The organism is Actinoalloteichus hoggarensis, assembly GCF_002234535.1.
GTDB classification, from domain to species: domain Bacteria; phylum Actinomycetota; class Actinomycetes; order Mycobacteriales; family Pseudonocardiaceae; genus Actinoalloteichus_A; species Actinoalloteichus_A hoggarensis.
Genome location: NZ_CP022521.1, coordinates 4,439,981 through 4,455,123, shown reverse-complemented (window position 1 = coordinate 4,455,123; position 15,143 = coordinate 4,439,981). Strand labels below are relative to the sequence as shown.

The 15,143-nt window shown below is 71.0% G+C and carries 10 protein-coding genes; 6 read left to right on the top strand and 4 right to left on the bottom strand.

Annotated features, from left to right (window positions below):
• Positions 1–408: 408 nt before the first annotated feature.
• The 5 genes from AHOG_RS28755 to AHOG_RS18875 all read left to right on the top strand — a co-directional run bounded on the left by AHOG_RS28755 (position 409) and on the right by AHOG_RS18875 (position 6,749).
• Positions 409–567, top strand: a complete 159-nt coding sequence (locus AHOG_RS28755; RefSeq protein ID WP_157736914.1) for a hypothetical protein — start codon at positions 409–411, stop codon at positions 565–567.
• 79 nt (positions 568–646) lie between these two features.
• Positions 647–1,447: a DedA family protein gene (locus AHOG_RS18890; RefSeq protein WP_093942543.1), complete on the top strand. Its 801-nt coding sequence runs from the start codon at positions 647–649 to the stop codon at positions 1,445–1,447.
• A 387-nt stretch (positions 1,448–1,834) separates the two neighbouring features.
• On the top strand, positions 1,835–3,970 hold the full coding sequence (locus tag AHOG_RS18885; RefSeq protein ID WP_245856317.1) for a transglycosylase domain-containing protein: 2,136 nt from the start codon (positions 1,835–1,837) through the stop codon (positions 3,968–3,970).
• Positions 3,971–4,047: 77 nt separating this feature from the next.
• Positions 4,048–5,106 carry a tartrate dehydrogenase gene (locus AHOG_RS18880; protein WP_093942541.1) on the top strand — a complete coding sequence of 353 codons (1,059 nt, stop codon included), beginning with the start codon at positions 4,048–4,050 and terminating at the stop codon, positions 5,104–5,106.
• Between the two features lie 383 nt (positions 5,107–5,489).
• Positions 5,490–6,749 carry a nitric oxide synthase oxygenase gene (locus AHOG_RS18875; RefSeq protein ID WP_376700057.1) on the top strand — a complete coding sequence of 420 codons (1,260 nt, stop codon included), beginning with the start codon at positions 5,490–5,492 and terminating at the stop codon, positions 6,747–6,749.
• A 488-nt stretch (positions 6,750–7,237) separates the two neighbouring features.
• Here the strand turns inward: AHOG_RS18875 and AHOG_RS18870 are convergent, their stop codons facing one another.
• The gene (locus AHOG_RS18870) at positions 7,238–7,675 is read right to left on the bottom strand and encodes a Rid family hydrolase (RefSeq protein ID WP_093942540.1); all 438 of its coding nucleotides are present in this window, start codon (positions 7,673–7,675) and stop codon (positions 7,238–7,240) included.
• 158 nt (positions 7,676–7,833) lie between these two features.
• Here AHOG_RS18870 and AHOG_RS18865 point away from each other — a divergent pair, with 158 nt between their 5' ends.
• Positions 7,834–8,343 carry a MarR family winged helix-turn-helix transcriptional regulator gene (locus AHOG_RS18865; RefSeq protein WP_093942539.1) on the top strand — a complete coding sequence of 170 codons (510 nt, stop codon included), beginning with the start codon at positions 7,834–7,836 and terminating at the stop codon, positions 8,341–8,343.
• Between the two features lie 267 nt (positions 8,344–8,610).
• Here AHOG_RS18865 and treZ read toward each other — a convergent pair whose 3' ends face one another.
• The 3 genes from treZ to glgX all read right to left on the bottom strand — a co-directional run bounded on the left by treZ (position 8,611) and on the right by glgX (position 14,983).
• Positions 8,611–10,362 carry a malto-oligosyltrehalose trehalohydrolase gene (treZ, locus tag AHOG_RS18860; protein WP_093942538.1) on the bottom strand — a complete coding sequence of 584 codons (1,752 nt, stop codon included), beginning with the start codon at positions 10,360–10,362 and terminating at the stop codon, positions 8,611–8,613.
• 92 nt (positions 10,363–10,454) lie between these two features.
• On the bottom strand, positions 10,455–12,818 hold the full coding sequence (treY, locus tag AHOG_RS18855) for a malto-oligosyltrehalose synthase (protein ID WP_093942537.1): 2,364 nt from the start codon (positions 12,816–12,818) through the stop codon (positions 10,455–10,457).
• The gene (gene glgX, locus AHOG_RS18850; protein ID WP_093942536.1) at positions 12,815–14,983 is read right to left on the bottom strand and encodes a glycogen debranching protein GlgX; all 2,169 of its coding nucleotides are present in this window, start codon (positions 14,981–14,983) and stop codon (positions 12,815–12,817) included. The genes treY and glgX overlap by 4 nt, the downstream gene beginning before the upstream one ends.
• Positions 14,984–15,143: the final 160 nt, after the last annotated feature.

Genomic DNA, 15,143 nt, shown 5'->3' with positions numbered 1-15,143 from the left:
GCCGCCGATCCGGAACGGACCCGGTCGGGTGTCCGCGCGGAGGCGGACGGCTCAGGAGAGCGAGACGGAGGAGGGCGCGGCCCGGCGCGGGGCTCGCGGGCGGCTTTCCCCGATCACGCCGGCCGGCTGTCCCGTCTCGGTCGGCTCGGCGGCCTGCCGGGCCGACCTCGGCCCGCGGCCACTCTGGGGCGGCCTGCGGGCGTCCGACCTCGGTCGGTGCCGACCGGATGCCTGCGTTCCCGGACGGGTACTCGGGGCGGTTCCACGCGGTGTTCTCCGAGGGTCGATCGCCCCGCCACGACGGGGGCAGCTCGAGAGGTGCTGCCCGTAGTGGCGGCGCTGGCGTACGGGATGAGGGCGGCGATCGGCCGGTGCTCGCCACCCCGGCAACCATCATCACGAAATCGGATGGATCGGACAAAGGGAATCATCCGGTCGGGTAATGGCGAGGTGGGGAGTCGATCGTTGTGGAGCTGGAACTTCGGTAGGGTCGACTCCGTCCGAGTGATACCCCTCGCCAACCGCAACGGCACGGAGTGGCTGGGACTGAAGAACCTGGTCGGGTGATTACCCGACGGGTGGGTTCGTTGCTGTCAGCACGGCGCAGGCCCGGATGGGTGCGTCACATCAAGGGGGAGTGTCTCGGGTGGCTCTGCTTACGGATGCCCTGAACGCATTGGCGGAGCTGCCGCAGCCGGCGGTGATCGCGGCGACCGGGCTTCTCGTGCTCGCCGAGACGACCATCGGCCTCGGCTTCATCGCGCCCGGCGAGACCGGACTGCTCATCGCGGCCACCACGGTCCGCGATCCGTGGGCATTCGCGATCATGTGCCTGGTCGTCACCGTGTGCGCCTCGATGGGTGACTCGATCGGCTTCTATCTCGGCAGGCGATTCGGGCCGAGGATCCGCGAGACGAAGCTGATCCGCAAGATCGGCCAGTCGCATTGGGATCGAGCGGGCGACCTGCTGCGCAAGCACGGCATCTGGGCGGTGTTCTTCGCCCGATTCCTTCCGGTGGTGCGCACCCTGACCCCCGCCGCCGCAGGCGCCTCGGGACTGGCCTACCGCCGTTTCCTGCCCACCTCGATCGTGGGGGCGGCCTGCTGGTCGGTCCTGCACGTCGGCATCGGCGCGGGCGCGGGTGCGGGTGCCCAGTACATCGAGGCTCGGCTCGGCCAGGCCAGCTGGATCCTGCTGATCGCCATCGCGGTCCTGACGATCCTGGTGATCCTGTTGAAGACGAGGAAGGCCCGGCGCGTCGACACGCCCGCGGCGCCGGGCGATGCCCGACCGACGGACGTGACGACCGAGGACGCCGCGGGCGGCCCCCAGCCGTCGGACGCCGCCCGATCGGGCGCGGACTCCCCCGCCTCGGTGCTGACCCCGCAGGGCCGCCCCGACGCCCAGGACGCCGACGAGCAGGCACCGCCGGGACCGGTGTCCTGATCGCCCGCGCCGCCGGTCCGCGTGCGCGGCAGGCGGCGATCTCCTGACGAGGCAGGAACGGCGGCGGTGCCCGCTGTCTCACGATCGGGGGACACGGAGTCAGGCACAATGGCGGATGGGTGTGACGGTGTGATCAGCAGGGTGTGATCAGCTTCGTGCTGGTCGCCGCGCGGTGACCGTGCCTCTGGGCAACCTCGTCCTGGGCAGGCTCACGTCGGTCGACTTCGCCTCGCGGTAGCCCATCGGGGTGAGTCACTTCACTCGCCCGCCGGGCAACGCCGTGTCGATCAGCGACGTCCTCTTCAACGTCAGGGGCGTGCGTCGTGCGCGGCGCACCTCGACCATCGACGCCGGTCCGGTCGCAGGCGACCGCCGGAGGAAGGAGTTGTGCCAGCCGTGTTCCTGGCTCGGGCGAAGGGCCTGTCGAAACTCTTAGGTCTATGTCTCATCGCGGGCGTCCTGGTGGCTGCGGTGCTGTTCCCCGTGGCCGCAGGTTTCGGTGCTCTGTCCAATCAGGCGGCGGAGACGGTGAACAACACGTCTGCCGAGTTCGAGGAGCGGATTCCCGCCACCATCACCACCATCACCGACCGGGAAGACACTCCCATCGCACATCTGTACCACCAGAATCGGGTGATCGTCCCGTCCGAGGCGATCTCCGAGCAGATGAAGGCCGCGATCGTGGCCGTCGAGGATCATCGATTCGAGGATCACGACGGTGTCGACTGGCAGGCCACCTTCCGGGTCGCCCTGCAGAACCAGATGGCAGGCGACGTCCAGGCGGGCGGATCGACGCTGACCCAGCAGTACGTGAAGAACTATCTGGCCTTCGTCGTCGCCGACGGTGACCCGGAGAACCCGGAGTACCAGGCGGCCACCGAGACCACCATCGCCAGGAAGCTCCGCGAAGCGCGGATCGCGTTGGACATCGAAGATCGGATGACCAAGGACGAGATCCTCGCCGGATATCTCAACGTCGTGCCTTACGGCAATGAGATCTACGGGGTGCACCAGGCGGCGGACGCCTATTTCGACACCACGCCGGGTGAGCTGAACGTCGCCCAGTCGGCCCTGTTGGCCGCCATCGTCAACCAGCCGTCGACGCTGAATCCGATTCGTCGGCCCGAGCAGGCCATCGAACGGCGCAACCTGGTCATCCAGCTCATGGCGGATCAGGGTCGCTTCTCCGAAGACGGTCCGGAGGCGAACCAGGAGATCGCCGACGAGATCAAGAAGGAGCCGCTGGGGGTGCTGAACCCGCTGAACCAGACCTCGCACGGCTGTGTCGCGGCGAGGACCGGAACGGTCAACGGCTTCTTCTGCTCCTATGTCGTCAGTTATCTCCAGGAGCGCGGCTTCGACCTGGATGACCTCAAGCGCGGCGGGTACACGATCAAGACGAGTCTCGATCCGAGGGCCATGGAACTCGCCAAGCAGGCGGCCGAGAACCATGTCCCGAAGAACGCGGACGGGATCGCCAACGTCATGGCGATCGTGGAGCCCGGCACCGAGGCGCACAAGGTGCGGGCGCTGGTCGCCAACCGGGACTACGGCCTGGACAGCGACCAGTTCCAGACGACCATCGACCTGCCCAGTTATGTCACCACCTTCGGGGCGGGCTCGATCTACAAGGTCTTCACCGCGGCCGCCGCGTTGGAGGGCGGCTACAAGATCAACCAGTCGCTCGACGTGCCGGAGAGCTACACCTCGTCGGTCTATGGCGCCAACGGCGCGCCGTACACGGTGCGCAACGCGGGCGGGTACCCGGAGAGCATGTCGTTCACCGAGGCACTGGCCACGTCGCCGAACACCCCGTTCATCCCGATGCAGGAGGCCGTCGGCGTGCCCGCGGTGGTGGACATGGCCTCCCGGCTCGGCCTGCGCCGGGGCATGAACGAGGTGAACCTGTCGGGGACCGCGATCCAGCCGGACTCCTCGGACGGGCGGCTGAACAAGTCGCAGGGTGACGCGGTGTCGCAGGGCAATCAGGGGTCGTTCACCCTGGGTGCCGGGCCGACCAGCGTGCTGGAGCTGGCCAACGTGAGCGCCACGCTGGTCAGCGGCGGCATGTGGTGCCCGCCGAGCCCGATCGAGGAGATCCGGGATCGCAACGGGGACCTCGTGCCGATCGACGAGGAGCCCTGCGAACGGGTGGTCGACGAGGGTCTGGCCAACTCGATGGCCCAGGCGATGAGCCACGACACGACGGGGAGCGGCACCGCGGCCAACGCCGCGTCCGCCGCGGGCTGGTCTCGTCCGATGGTGGGCAAGACCGGTACCACGCAGAACTACGTCTCGGCGGCGTTCACGGGGGCGACCCCCCATCTGGCCGGGGCGAACATGGTGTTCGGAGACAGCTCTCGGCCGCTGCCGCTCTGCAACGGGACGCCCCCGGTGCAGTGCGGGGGCGGGAACATGTACGGCGGACACGTGCCCGCCCGTACCTGGTTCCAGGCGATGACCCCGTTGCACGAGGGTCTGCCCGACACACCGCTGCCCGCGGCCGATCCGCGTTACTCCTGATCGACCCGGGCTGTCGTAGACCCCCGAGGGGATGAGACGCTGACCGGCGTCCCATCCCCTCGGGAAGGTCGAGCCAGATGACGCAACGCATTGCGGTGATCCCCGGCGACGGCATCGGAGTCGAGGTGACCGGCGCGGCGCGCACCGTGTTGGACGCGGTGGCCGCGCGGCATGGTCTCGATCTCGCCTATCAGGAGTTCGACTGGTCCTGCGCCCGGTTCGCGCAGACCGGAACGATGATGCCCGAGGACGGCGTCGACACCCTCCGGGAGTTCGACGCGATCCTGCTCGGCGCCGTGGGCTGGCCGGGCGTGGCCGACCACGTCTCGTTGTGGGGCCTGCTGATCCCCATCCGTCGTGCCTTCCACCAGTTCGTCAACCACCGCCCCGCGCGTACCTTCGCGGGCGTCCCGTCGCCGTTGGCGGGAGTCGGGCCGGGTGACATCGACATCCTGGTGGTGCGGGAGAACACGGAGGGCGAGTACTCGCAGATCGGCGGCCGGTTCAATCAGGGGCTGCCTGAGGAGGCCGCCGTTCAGGAGGCGGTCTTCACCCGCCAGGGCATCTCGCGGGTGGCCGACTACGCCTTCGCCGCGGCCCGAGCCCGCGGCGGCCGACTGGTCTCGGCGACCAAGTCCAACGGCATCGTGCACACCATGCCGTTCTGGGACGAGGTGGTGCGTTCGCGCGCGGCGGAGTTTCCCGAGGTGAGCTGGCGTAGCGAGCACATCGACGCCCTCGCCGCGAAGGTGGTGCTCGCGCCGACGGCGTTGGACGTGATCCTGGCGTCCAACCTGTTCGGCGACGTGCTCAGCGACCTGACGGCCGCCGCGACCGGCTCCATCGGGCTCGCGGCCAGCGCCAACCTCAATCCGAGCGGTGAACACCCGTCCATGTTCGAGCCGGTGCACGGTTCGGCGCCCGACATCGCCGGTCGCGGCATCGCCAACCCGGTGGGCGCCCTGTGGTCGGTGGTGCTGATGCTGGAGCAGCTCGGGCACGCCGAGGCCGCCGCCGACCTGATGGGCGCCGTCGAGCGGAGCCTCGCCGACGCGGCCACCCGCACCGGTGACGTGGGCGGGAACGCCGACACCGCCGCCGTCACGCAGTTCGTCGCCGCGTCCGTCGGCGGCTGAGCGCTCGCCCACGCGGCCGAGACCCGTGTTCCGTCTCGGCCGCGGCGGAGCGGAGATCGAGGGCGGATCATCGGCCGCGGCCGGGCGGCGTCGTGCGCGGGGCGCCTGCCAACCCTTCCGGACGGGCGACGTCCTCGCCGCACGCCCGGCCTCATGCGAACCGGGCTCGGGGCACACGGACCCGGTCGGTGACGATGTCGGGCCGGCCGTGCGGTGACGGCGAAGACCTCCCGAGCGCGGCGACGACGACGTCGGCTCGGGTACGGCAGGGGCGGCTGGGCCGCTCGGGGATCCCCAACGAAGATCACATCCTCGTCCGAGTGGCTACCCGGCATGCCTCGGTGGCATTAAGTTATTGCCCCGTGACTCTTTCCCCCGGCAGAGTGTCCTCCGGCGAAGGTTGTCCCGTCGTCGACTCCTCGGTCTGGCGGCAGCCGGCCGCCCCGCGGCGGCCGGAGCAGCCGGACGTCCTCGCGCAGGCCGAGGAGTTCCTCGATCTGTTCGAGAAGGAACACGACCTGGCCGGGACGCTCCAGTCGCGGCGACGATGGATTCGCGCGGAGATCGAGGCCACCGGCACCTACGTGCACACGACCGCCGAACTGGTCTTCGGTGCCAGGGTCGCCTGGCGCAACAGCGCGCGCTGCATCGGCAGGCTGTACTGGAAGAGCCTGCGTGTGCGGGACTTCCGAGCGGTGCGGGGCTCCGCCGCCGTGGCCGAACGGTGCGTCGACCATCTGCGTGCCGCCACGAACGACGGACGGGTGCGCCCCACCATCAGCGTGTTCGCGGCGGACGCGCCGGACCGGCCGGGGCCGAGGATCTGGAACGAGCAGCTCATCCGCTACGCGGGCTATCGGACCGAGGACGGCGGGGTGCTCGGCGATCCCCGCTACCTCGATTTCACCGAGACCGTCCAGGCGCTCGGCTGGCGGCCCCCTGCCGAGCGGGGGGCCTTCGACGTCCTGCCGTTGGTGATCGACAGCCCCGAGGAGGGCACCCGCTGGTTCGAGCTGCCCCGGTCGGTGGTGCACGAGGTCGAGCTGCATCATCCCGAGTTGCCGTGGTTCGCCGAGCTGGGGCTGCGCTGGCACACCGTGCCCGCCATCGCGAACATGACCATGGTGATCGGCGGCGTCGCGTACTCGGCGGCGCCGTTCAACGGCTGGTACATGGGCACCGAGATCGGGGCGCGCAACCTCGCCGACCACGACCGCTACGCGATGCTGCCGGAGGTGGCGCGTCGAATGGGCCTGGACACCTCCGCCGAGCAGACGCTGTGGAAGGACCGTGCGCTCGTCGAGTTGAACCGGGCCGTGCTCCACTCGTTCGACAGGGCGGGCGCGACGATCACCGACCACCACACCGAGTCCGAGCGCTTCCTGACCCACGTGCGCCGGGAGGAGAAGGCGGGCCGCGGCTGTCCGGCGGACTGGAGTTGGATCGTGCCGCCGTTGTCGGGCTCGCTGACGCCGGTCTTCCACCGCTACTACGACACCGAGGAGCTGTGGCCGAACTTCGTCCTGGACGACGACGCGGCGCGGCGCGGGACCCGAGGCGGTCGGGTGCTGGCCCCGCTGCCCGCCGAGCGGCCGGAGGACGGCCTGCTCTCGATGTTCGGGCTGCCGCTGGTGGTGCCCTGACCCGACCGCGGCCGGCCGGGTCCGGCTCGGCGGATCAGGCGGCCGTCCGCGCGATCGAGGAGACCGAGGGGCGGGACCGCCCGGTGGCCGACGCTCGCCCTGGTCGGGCCGGGTCCCGCGGCCATGGTCCGTCGCGACGTCACGAACCCCGGGACGGCCGGCGGTCGACGACGCCCGCGCCGGCCGAGGGGCGGCCCGGGCCGAGGAGCACCGGGCCCAGGACGCCGAGCCGTAGCCGAGCAGGCCGCGAGGCCTCGACCCGTCATGGTCGGTGTCGGCCCTGCCGCCGATTGCCGGGTGAGCGGGCGACCGGAGCCTTCCCACCGAGACCGACGGCCCGCTGACGTCGGTGATCGTCATCGCCGCGGTCGAGGAGATCCGCCGACCCTCGACGGCGCGACGCCTTTCGGCGGCGGGCCCGGTGGCGTCGTCGGCGTGCGCGCGGGCACTCGCGACGAAGCCGAGCGGAACGCCGCTCGCCTGCCGACTCAGTCGCCGGAGCCTGCACCGGAGCCGACGATGGCGGTCACGCGGATCTCCACCCGCATGGCGGCGAGGCCGAGGACCGTGACTCCGGTCTCGGTCCAGATCGGCGCGCGGCCGTCGAGGCGACGGCGGAACTGCTCGGCCATGACCATGTTGTGATCGGCGCCGATGACGTCGTCCCCCGGCGCGACCTTGTGATAGGAGTTGACGTGGATCACGTCCTTCCAGCTCGCGCCGACCGTGGCCAGGGTCCGCTCCACGTTGTCGAAGGCCTGGACGATCTCGTCCTCCAGCGCGTCGGGGATGACCAGGTCGTCGTCCACCCCGGCCTGACCGGAGATCTCGACCCGGTCGCCGACGCGAACGGCTCCGCTGTAGCCGAGGGCGTCGTGCAGCTTCTCGCCGAAGCCCGGGGTGATGCCGAAGGTGACGGTGCTCATGATGTCTGCTCCTGTCGTCCGTGCGGGGTGCGCCTCCCCGATGAGTTCACGCGTAAAGTGATGCTAGCAGGCAATGACTTCAACCGTAAAGTGAATCGGGTCGTCGGCGACGTCACGCGTGACGCGACCGTCGGCTCGCCGAGGGGGAAGGAGGGTTCATGAGCAGCACCGGAGGGCCCCAGGACCGCACGGGCGACCGCGCGGACGGTGCGGAGCCGCGATGGCTCGACGAACAGGAGAAGGCGGCGTGGACGGGGCTGATCTCCCTCGTCCTCCTGCTGCCCGGCAGGCTGGAGTCGCCGCTACGACAGGACCACGGCCTCACGCTGTTCGAGTACCTCGTGCTCAGCCACCTCTCCGAGGCCCCCGGGCGCACGCTGCGAATGGGCGAACTGGCCTTCCTCGCCAGCGGATCGCTCTCCCGACTGTCCAACGTCGTCAAACGCTGCGAACAGCGCGGCTGGATCGAGCGGGCCCCCGACCCGACCGACGGCCGTTACACCCTCGCCCAGCTCACCGACGCAGGCTTCGACCTCGTGCGCCTGGCGGCGCCCACTCACCTGCGGGCCGTACGCCGCATCGTCCTCGACGCGCTCGACACCGCCGACCAGCAGGCCCTGGCGCGGATCGCCCAGCGACTCCGCATCGTCCCCGACGACTTCGCCTGATCGTCGTCCCACGCGCCGAGGCGAGATTCCGCATGGCCCGCGGGATGGTGTGCGTCGCCGCGTGCGGGCGCCTCCGCCGGCGTCCCAGCGGCCCGGGCACCTGGAACGGCGGAGCCTCGTCAGGCCGGACACGCCGGCCCTGACGACGAGCCGCGAGGTCGGGCGCGACCGCCCGACGGAGGCGACGCAGGCGGGCTACCGCCGCGCCGCGACGCCGGCCCGCCGAACCGACGGGCGACCCGTCGCCGGGATCGCCCGTTCCGCCGATCAGCCCGAGTGCCCGCCGACGCGGACCAGGGCGAAGGACTCCGGACCGAGATCGAGCTCGGCTCCGGCCTTCGGCCGCGGTTCCAGGCCGGGGACGGCGAACAGGACGTCTCCGACCGTGCCGCCGGTCGGGACCGCCTGCGCCGAGTCCGACAGGTTGCAGACCAGCCGCAGGCCGCCCCGCCGCAGCACGATCCAGCGCCGCTCCTCGTCGACGTCGACGCCGAGGCGGTCCAGCCGAGGGTCGGTCAGCTCGGGATGCGTTCGCCGGAGCGCGATGAGCCGCCGGTAGACGTCGAGGAGTTCGCGATGCCCGCTCCGCGTCGGCTCCGACCAGTCCAACGTCGACCGGGTGACCGTCGCGGGGTCGAGCGGATCGGGCACGTCGGCCTCGTCCCATCCGTGGGCGCCGAACTCCGCCCGCCTGCCGGTGCGCACCGCGTCGGCGAGCACCGGATCGGGAAACGAGGCGAAGAACTGCCACGGGGTGCTCGCGCCCCACTCCTCGCCCATGAAGAGCATCGGCGTGTACGGCGCGCACAGCATCAACGCCGCACCACAGGCCAGCAGGCCGCGGGAGAGGGACTCCGAGATCCGATCGCCCGCGGCGCGATTGCCGATCTGATCGTGATTCTGGAGGTAGATCAGGAAACGATGCCCGGGCACGCGATGGACGTCTACCGCCCGCCCGTGGTCGCGCCCTCGAAACGAGGATCTCGTGTCGGCGTGGAAGAAGACGCCGCGCAGCGTGTCGGCCAGGGCCCGCAGCGAGCCGAAGTCGGCGTAGTAGCCCTGCCGTTCGCCGGTGAGGGCGGCATGCAGACAGTGGTGGAGGTCGTCGTCCCACTGAGCGTGCAGCCCGTAGCCGCCGGCCTCACGGGGTGTGACCAGCCGAGGATCGTTGAGATCGGACTCGGCGATCAGCGTCAGCGGCCGACCCAGGTGCGCGGCCAGCCCGTCGACCGCGACGGACAGCTCCTCCAGCAGCGGGACCGCCCGCTGATCGCGCAGGGCGTGCACCGCGTCCAGCCGCAGGCCGTCCACCCGGAAGTCACGAAGCCAGCCGAGCGCGTTGTCGACGATCAGCCGACGGACCTCGTCGGAGTCCGTGCCGTCGAGGTTGACCGACGGCCCCCACACCGTGCTGCCCGCGAAGTACGGGCCGAAGCGGTCGAGGTAGGCGCCGGACGGGCCGAGATGGTTGTAGACGACGTCGAGCAGCACGGCGAGACCCCGCCCGTGGCAGGCGTCGACGAAGCGCTTGAACCCGTCGGGCCCGCCGTAGCCCTCCTGCACCGCCGACCATGCGACGCCGTCGTAACCCCAGCCCGCCGGGCCGTCGAAGGAGTTGACGGGGAGCACCTCCACGAAGTCGACGCCCAGCTCGACGAGGTGATCCAGCCGTTCGACGGCGGCGTCGAAGGTCCCCGCCGAGGTGAAGGTGCCGATGTGCAGCTCGTAGACCACGCCGCCGGGCAGCGGCCGTCCCGTCCAGCCCTCGGTCCGCCAGTCGAACCGGCCGTGGTCGTAGACCCTGGACAGGCCGTGCACGCCGTCGGGCTGCCAGCGCGACCTCGGGTCGGGCAGCGGCGGCTCGCCGTCGAGCCCGAAACCATAGGCGGTGCCGTGCCCGGCCTCGGGAAGCGATGCCCGCCACCACCCGCCCTCGGTGCGGCGCATCGGATGTCGCCCGTCCTCGGTGTACAGGGTGACCGTCTGTCGCTGCGGTGCCCAGACCGCGAAGTCCGCCATGAGGATCATCTTGGCGTCCGGGGTGCCCGGCTGCCCAGCGCCGCGGGGAGGAGGGACATCGGGCGGGCCCCGCCGCCTCGGCGGGCCGGTCGTCAGTCTCGCCGCAGCAGCGCCACCGGATAACGGGCCAGGACGTCGCCCAGCAGCGGCGCGGCGGCGTCGACCCGTTCCCCGCTGATCACGTCGATCCAGGAGGCTCGACCGTCGGGCATGGCCAGGATCGTGTCGCGCCAGCCGCCCGAGTTCGCCAGCCCGACCGGCAGGCGGGTGGCCACCGCCACGAGTGCGGCGTGTCGGCCTCCCCTGGCGAAGGCCACGGCGTGCCGGGCGGCCGGGCCGTCCGCGGTGAGCGGCCGATAGCCGGTGAAGAGCTCCGGCTCGTCGCGGCGCAGGCGCAGCACCCGCGAGGTCACCAGCAGCTTCGCCGCGCCCGACCGATCGACCTCCGGTCGGAACCCCTGGTCGAGCCGCGCCAACAGGTCCCGGCGGGCGTCGAAGTCCACCGGACGCCGATTGTCCGGGTCGACCAGCGACAGATCCCACAGCTCCGTGCCCTGGTACACGTCCGGCACTCCCGGTCCCGCCGTCTGGATCAGCTTCTGTCCCAGCGAGTTCGACCAGCCGGGACCGGTGACGCGCTCGGCGAAGGCCGCGATCTCGGCGACGGTCCGCTCGTCGCCGAGCACGGCGCCGGGCCAGGCGGCGACGGCGGCGTCGAAGTCGGCGTCCGGTGCGGTCCAGCTGGTGCCCAGCTTGGCCTCCTTGGCGGCCTTGGCGAGGTAGTCCCGCAGCCGGTCCTCGCCGATCGGCCAGGCGCCGAGCAGGCACTGCCAGCCGAGCAGGTTCAGGCTCGCCTCCGGCAGGGGATGCCGCGCGGTCCAACGGCGCAGCGCATCGCCCCACTCCGACGGCAGCTCGGAGAGCACCGCCAATCGGGCCCGGACGTCCTCGGAGCGCTTGGTGTCGTGGGTGGACAACGACGTCATGGTGGTGGGCAGCCCCGCCGCTCTGCCCTGCGCGGCGGCGTGGAACTCGGCGGGCGAGACCCCGAAGCGCGCCGGATCGCCGCCGACCTCGTTGAGCGCGACGAAGCGGTTGAACCGGTAGTAGGCGGTGTCCTCCACGCCCTTGGCCGTCACCATGCCCGAGGTCTGCTGTACCCGTGTCGCCAGCTCCTCGCGCGGGCGGGCCGTCATCTCCTCGGCGATCGCGTCGATCACCGAACCCAGCTCGGGCCGGTGTGCCCGCGCGACGACCACCGCCTCGTCGAGCGCCGCGCGCCCCTCCGGAAGGTAGCTGCGATAGACCGGGAACGACCGCAGCAGCTCGAGCGCGGCGGACCGAGCCGTCTCCCGGTCCGGGCACACGGGCAGCGTGGTGACCAGGCCTGCGATGCGGTCCAGCTCGGCGCCGAGCACCTCGGCGGCGGCGAAGTGCTTGCAGGCCGACTCCGTGCCGTGCGGGTCCGCGCACGCGGCCGCCGACTCGGGAGCCGACAGCTCCTGCGCCAGAGCGGTCAGCGGCGCCTCGCCCGCCGGATCCACGAAGAGTCCGCACACCTCGCGGAGCACCTCGTAGCCGGTGGTGCCGTCGACCGGCCAGGACGCGGGCAGCGACTCGGCGGGTGCCAGGATCTTCTCCACCACGAGCCAGGCGTCCGGCGCGGCCTCGCGCAGCCTGCGGAGATACTCGCCCGGATCGGCCAGACCGTCCGGGTGATCGATGCGCAGCCCGGTGACCTCGCCCTCCTCGACCCAGCGCAGCAGTTCGCCATGGGTGGCCGCGAACACGGTGGGGTCCTCCACCCGGATCGCCGCCAGCGTGCTGATGTCGAAGAACCGGCGATAGGTCAGCTCCGCGCCGCCCCGCCGCCAGGAGACGAGCCGGTAGTGCTGTCGCTCGTGCACCGCGGCGGCGGCCGCCGCGGGCGTCGCGCCGTCCGGCGTCGCCGCGGTGCCCTCGGCCAGCGGGAACTCGTGCTCGTGATAGCGCAGCACGCCGTCGGCCACTCGCAGGTCGGCCAAGGCCGCCGCGCCGCCGTCGCCGTCGTCGGCGAGGACCGGCAGCAGGATCGGCCCCCGGGAGAAGTCGATGTCGAAGTAGTCGGCGTGCACGGCCGCGCTGCCCTCACGCAGCACCTCCCACCACCACGGATTCGCGGCGGGCACGGCGACGCCCATGTGGTTGGGCACCACGTCGACCACCAGACCGAGGCCGCGGTCGCGCAGCCGGTCGGCCAGGGCCTTGCGGGCCGACTCGCCGCCCAGGACGGGGGCCGCCCGCGTCGGGTCGACCATGTCGTATCCGTGCGTGGAGCCGGGGACCGCGGTCAGCACCGGCGACACGTACAGGGCGCCGACTCCGAGATCCCGCAGGTAGTCGACGAGCGCCCGCGCCTGGTCGAAGGTCTGCTCCGGCCCGAGCTGGAGCCGGTAGGTCGAGGTCGGGACCGTCACGTGTTCTCCTCCGTACGCTGCATCACGATCAAGGAACGGGCCGGGACGACGAGCACCTCGCTCGCCAGGATCGAACGGATCTGGACGGCAGGCGAGCCCGCCCTGGCCCCGCTGACCGTGTCCGCCGTCGAGCCGTGGACCGCACCGGACGCGGTGTCCACCACGACGGTCCACTCGAGGCCGTAGTCGGGGCCGGGCAGCGTGACCTCCAGCTCCTGCCCGTGGGCGTTGAAGCACAGGAGGAACGAGTCGTCGGTGACCCGCTCGCCCCGACGGTCCCGATCGGGGATGCCGTCGCCGTTGAGGAACACCGTCACCGCCCTGCCGAAGGGGACGTCCCAGTCGTGCTCGGTCATCTCGTCCCCTGAGGGGGTGAACCAGGCGAGGTCCCGCAGCTCGTCGCCCGTGCGGATGGGCCTGCCCGCGAAGAAGCGTCGCCTGCGGAACACCGGGTGGTTTCGGCGTAGGCGGTTCAGCGCCGAGACGAAGTCGACGAGGTCCTCATGGTCCGCCGCCCGCGACCAGTCGACCCAGGAGACGTCGTTGTCCTGGCAGTAGGCGTTGTTGTTGCCCCGCTGGGTTCGACCGAGCTCGTCGCCGTGCAGCAGCATCGGGGTGCCCTGCGACAGCAGCAGGGTGGCGAGGAGATTGCGGCGTTGTCGGGCCCGCAGCTCGTTGATCGCCGGGTCGTCGATCGGGCCCTCCGCCCCGCAGTTCCACGAGCGGTTGTCGTTCTCGCCGTCGCGGCCGTCCTCGCCGTTGGCCTCGTTGTGCTTGGAGTCGTAGGAGACGAGGTCGTCGAGGGTGAAGCCGTCGTGCGCGGTGACGAAGTTGATCGAGGCGTAGGGCCTGCGTCCGTCGTCCTGGTAGAGGTCGCTGGAACCGGTGAACCGGGAGGCGAACTCGCCGAGCGTGCCGGGCTCCCCGCGCCAGAAGTCGCGCACCGTGTCGCGGTACTTGCCGTTCCACTCGGTCCACAGCGGCGGGAAGTTGCCGACCTGATAACCGCCGGGGCCGACGTCCCACGGCTCGGCGATCAGCTTGACCTGGCTGATCAACGGGTCCTGCTGGACCAGGTCGAAGAAGGAGCTGAGGCGGTCCACATCGTAGAACTCCCTGGCCAGGGTCGAGGCGAGGTCGAAACGGAAGCCGTCGACGTGCATCTCCTCCACCCAGTAGCGCAGCGAGTCCATGATGAGTTGCAGGGTGTGCGGATTCCGGACGTTCATCGAGTTCCCCGTGCCGGTGTAGTCCCGGTAGTACCGCGGATCGTCCTCCATCAGCCGGTAGTAGGCGGCGTTGTCGATGCCGCGCATGGACAGCGTCGGCCCGAGGTGGTTGCCCTCCGCCGTGTGGTTGTAGACGACGTCCAGGATGACCTCGATGCCTGCTTCGTGCAGGGAGCGGACCATCGCCTTGAACTCGGGGACCTGGGCGCCGCGCCCGCCCGCCGAGGCGTAACCGCTGTGCGGGGCGAAGAAGCCGAGAGTGTTGTAGCCCCAGTAGTTGGTCAGGCCGCGCTGCACGAGGTGGTGATCGGCCACGAAGTGATGCACCGGCATCAGCTCCACGGCCGTGATCCCCAGGCGGGTGAGGTGATCGATCATCACCGGGTGCGCGAGTCCGGCATAGGTGCCGCGCAGCTCCGCCGGGATGTCGGGGTGGGAGATGGTGAGACCCCGGACGTGCGCCTCGTAGATGACGGTCTCGTTGTACGGCGTCTTGGGGAGCCGGTCCATCCCCCAGTCGAAGTACGGGTTGATGACCACGGACTTCGGGAGGTACGCGGCCGAGTCGAGGTCGTTGCGCCGGTCGGCATCGGCGAAGTGGTAGCCGAAGAGCGATTCGTGCCAGTCGAGCGTGCCATCCACGGATTTGGCGTACGGGTCGATGAGCAGCTTGTTCGGGTTGCAGCGCAGTCCCTCGGCCGGGGCGTACGGCCCGGTGACTCGGTAGCCGTACCGCTGGCCCGGGCCGACGCCGGGCAGATAGCAGTGGTGTACGAAGCCGTCGACCTCGTACAGCGCGATCCGGGTCTCCGCGTCGTCCTCGTCGAACAGGCACAGCTCCACCGTGTCGGCCACCTCGGAGAAGACCGCGAAGTTGGTCCCGGCACCGTCGTAGGACGCGCCCAGCGGATAGGCGGTACCCGGCCACGGCTGCATGATCGCTCCCGGAGGCAGTCGCCCGGTGCAGGCTGCCCGAGCGCGTGAGATCACGCTATTCGATCGGGTCTGCCCCCGGCGATATCCCGCGTGGCGAGAAGCGGCTGTCGCGGTGCGGGCGGTGCGGGTCCGAGGCGGTCTGGCGGGTGGTTCTCGATCT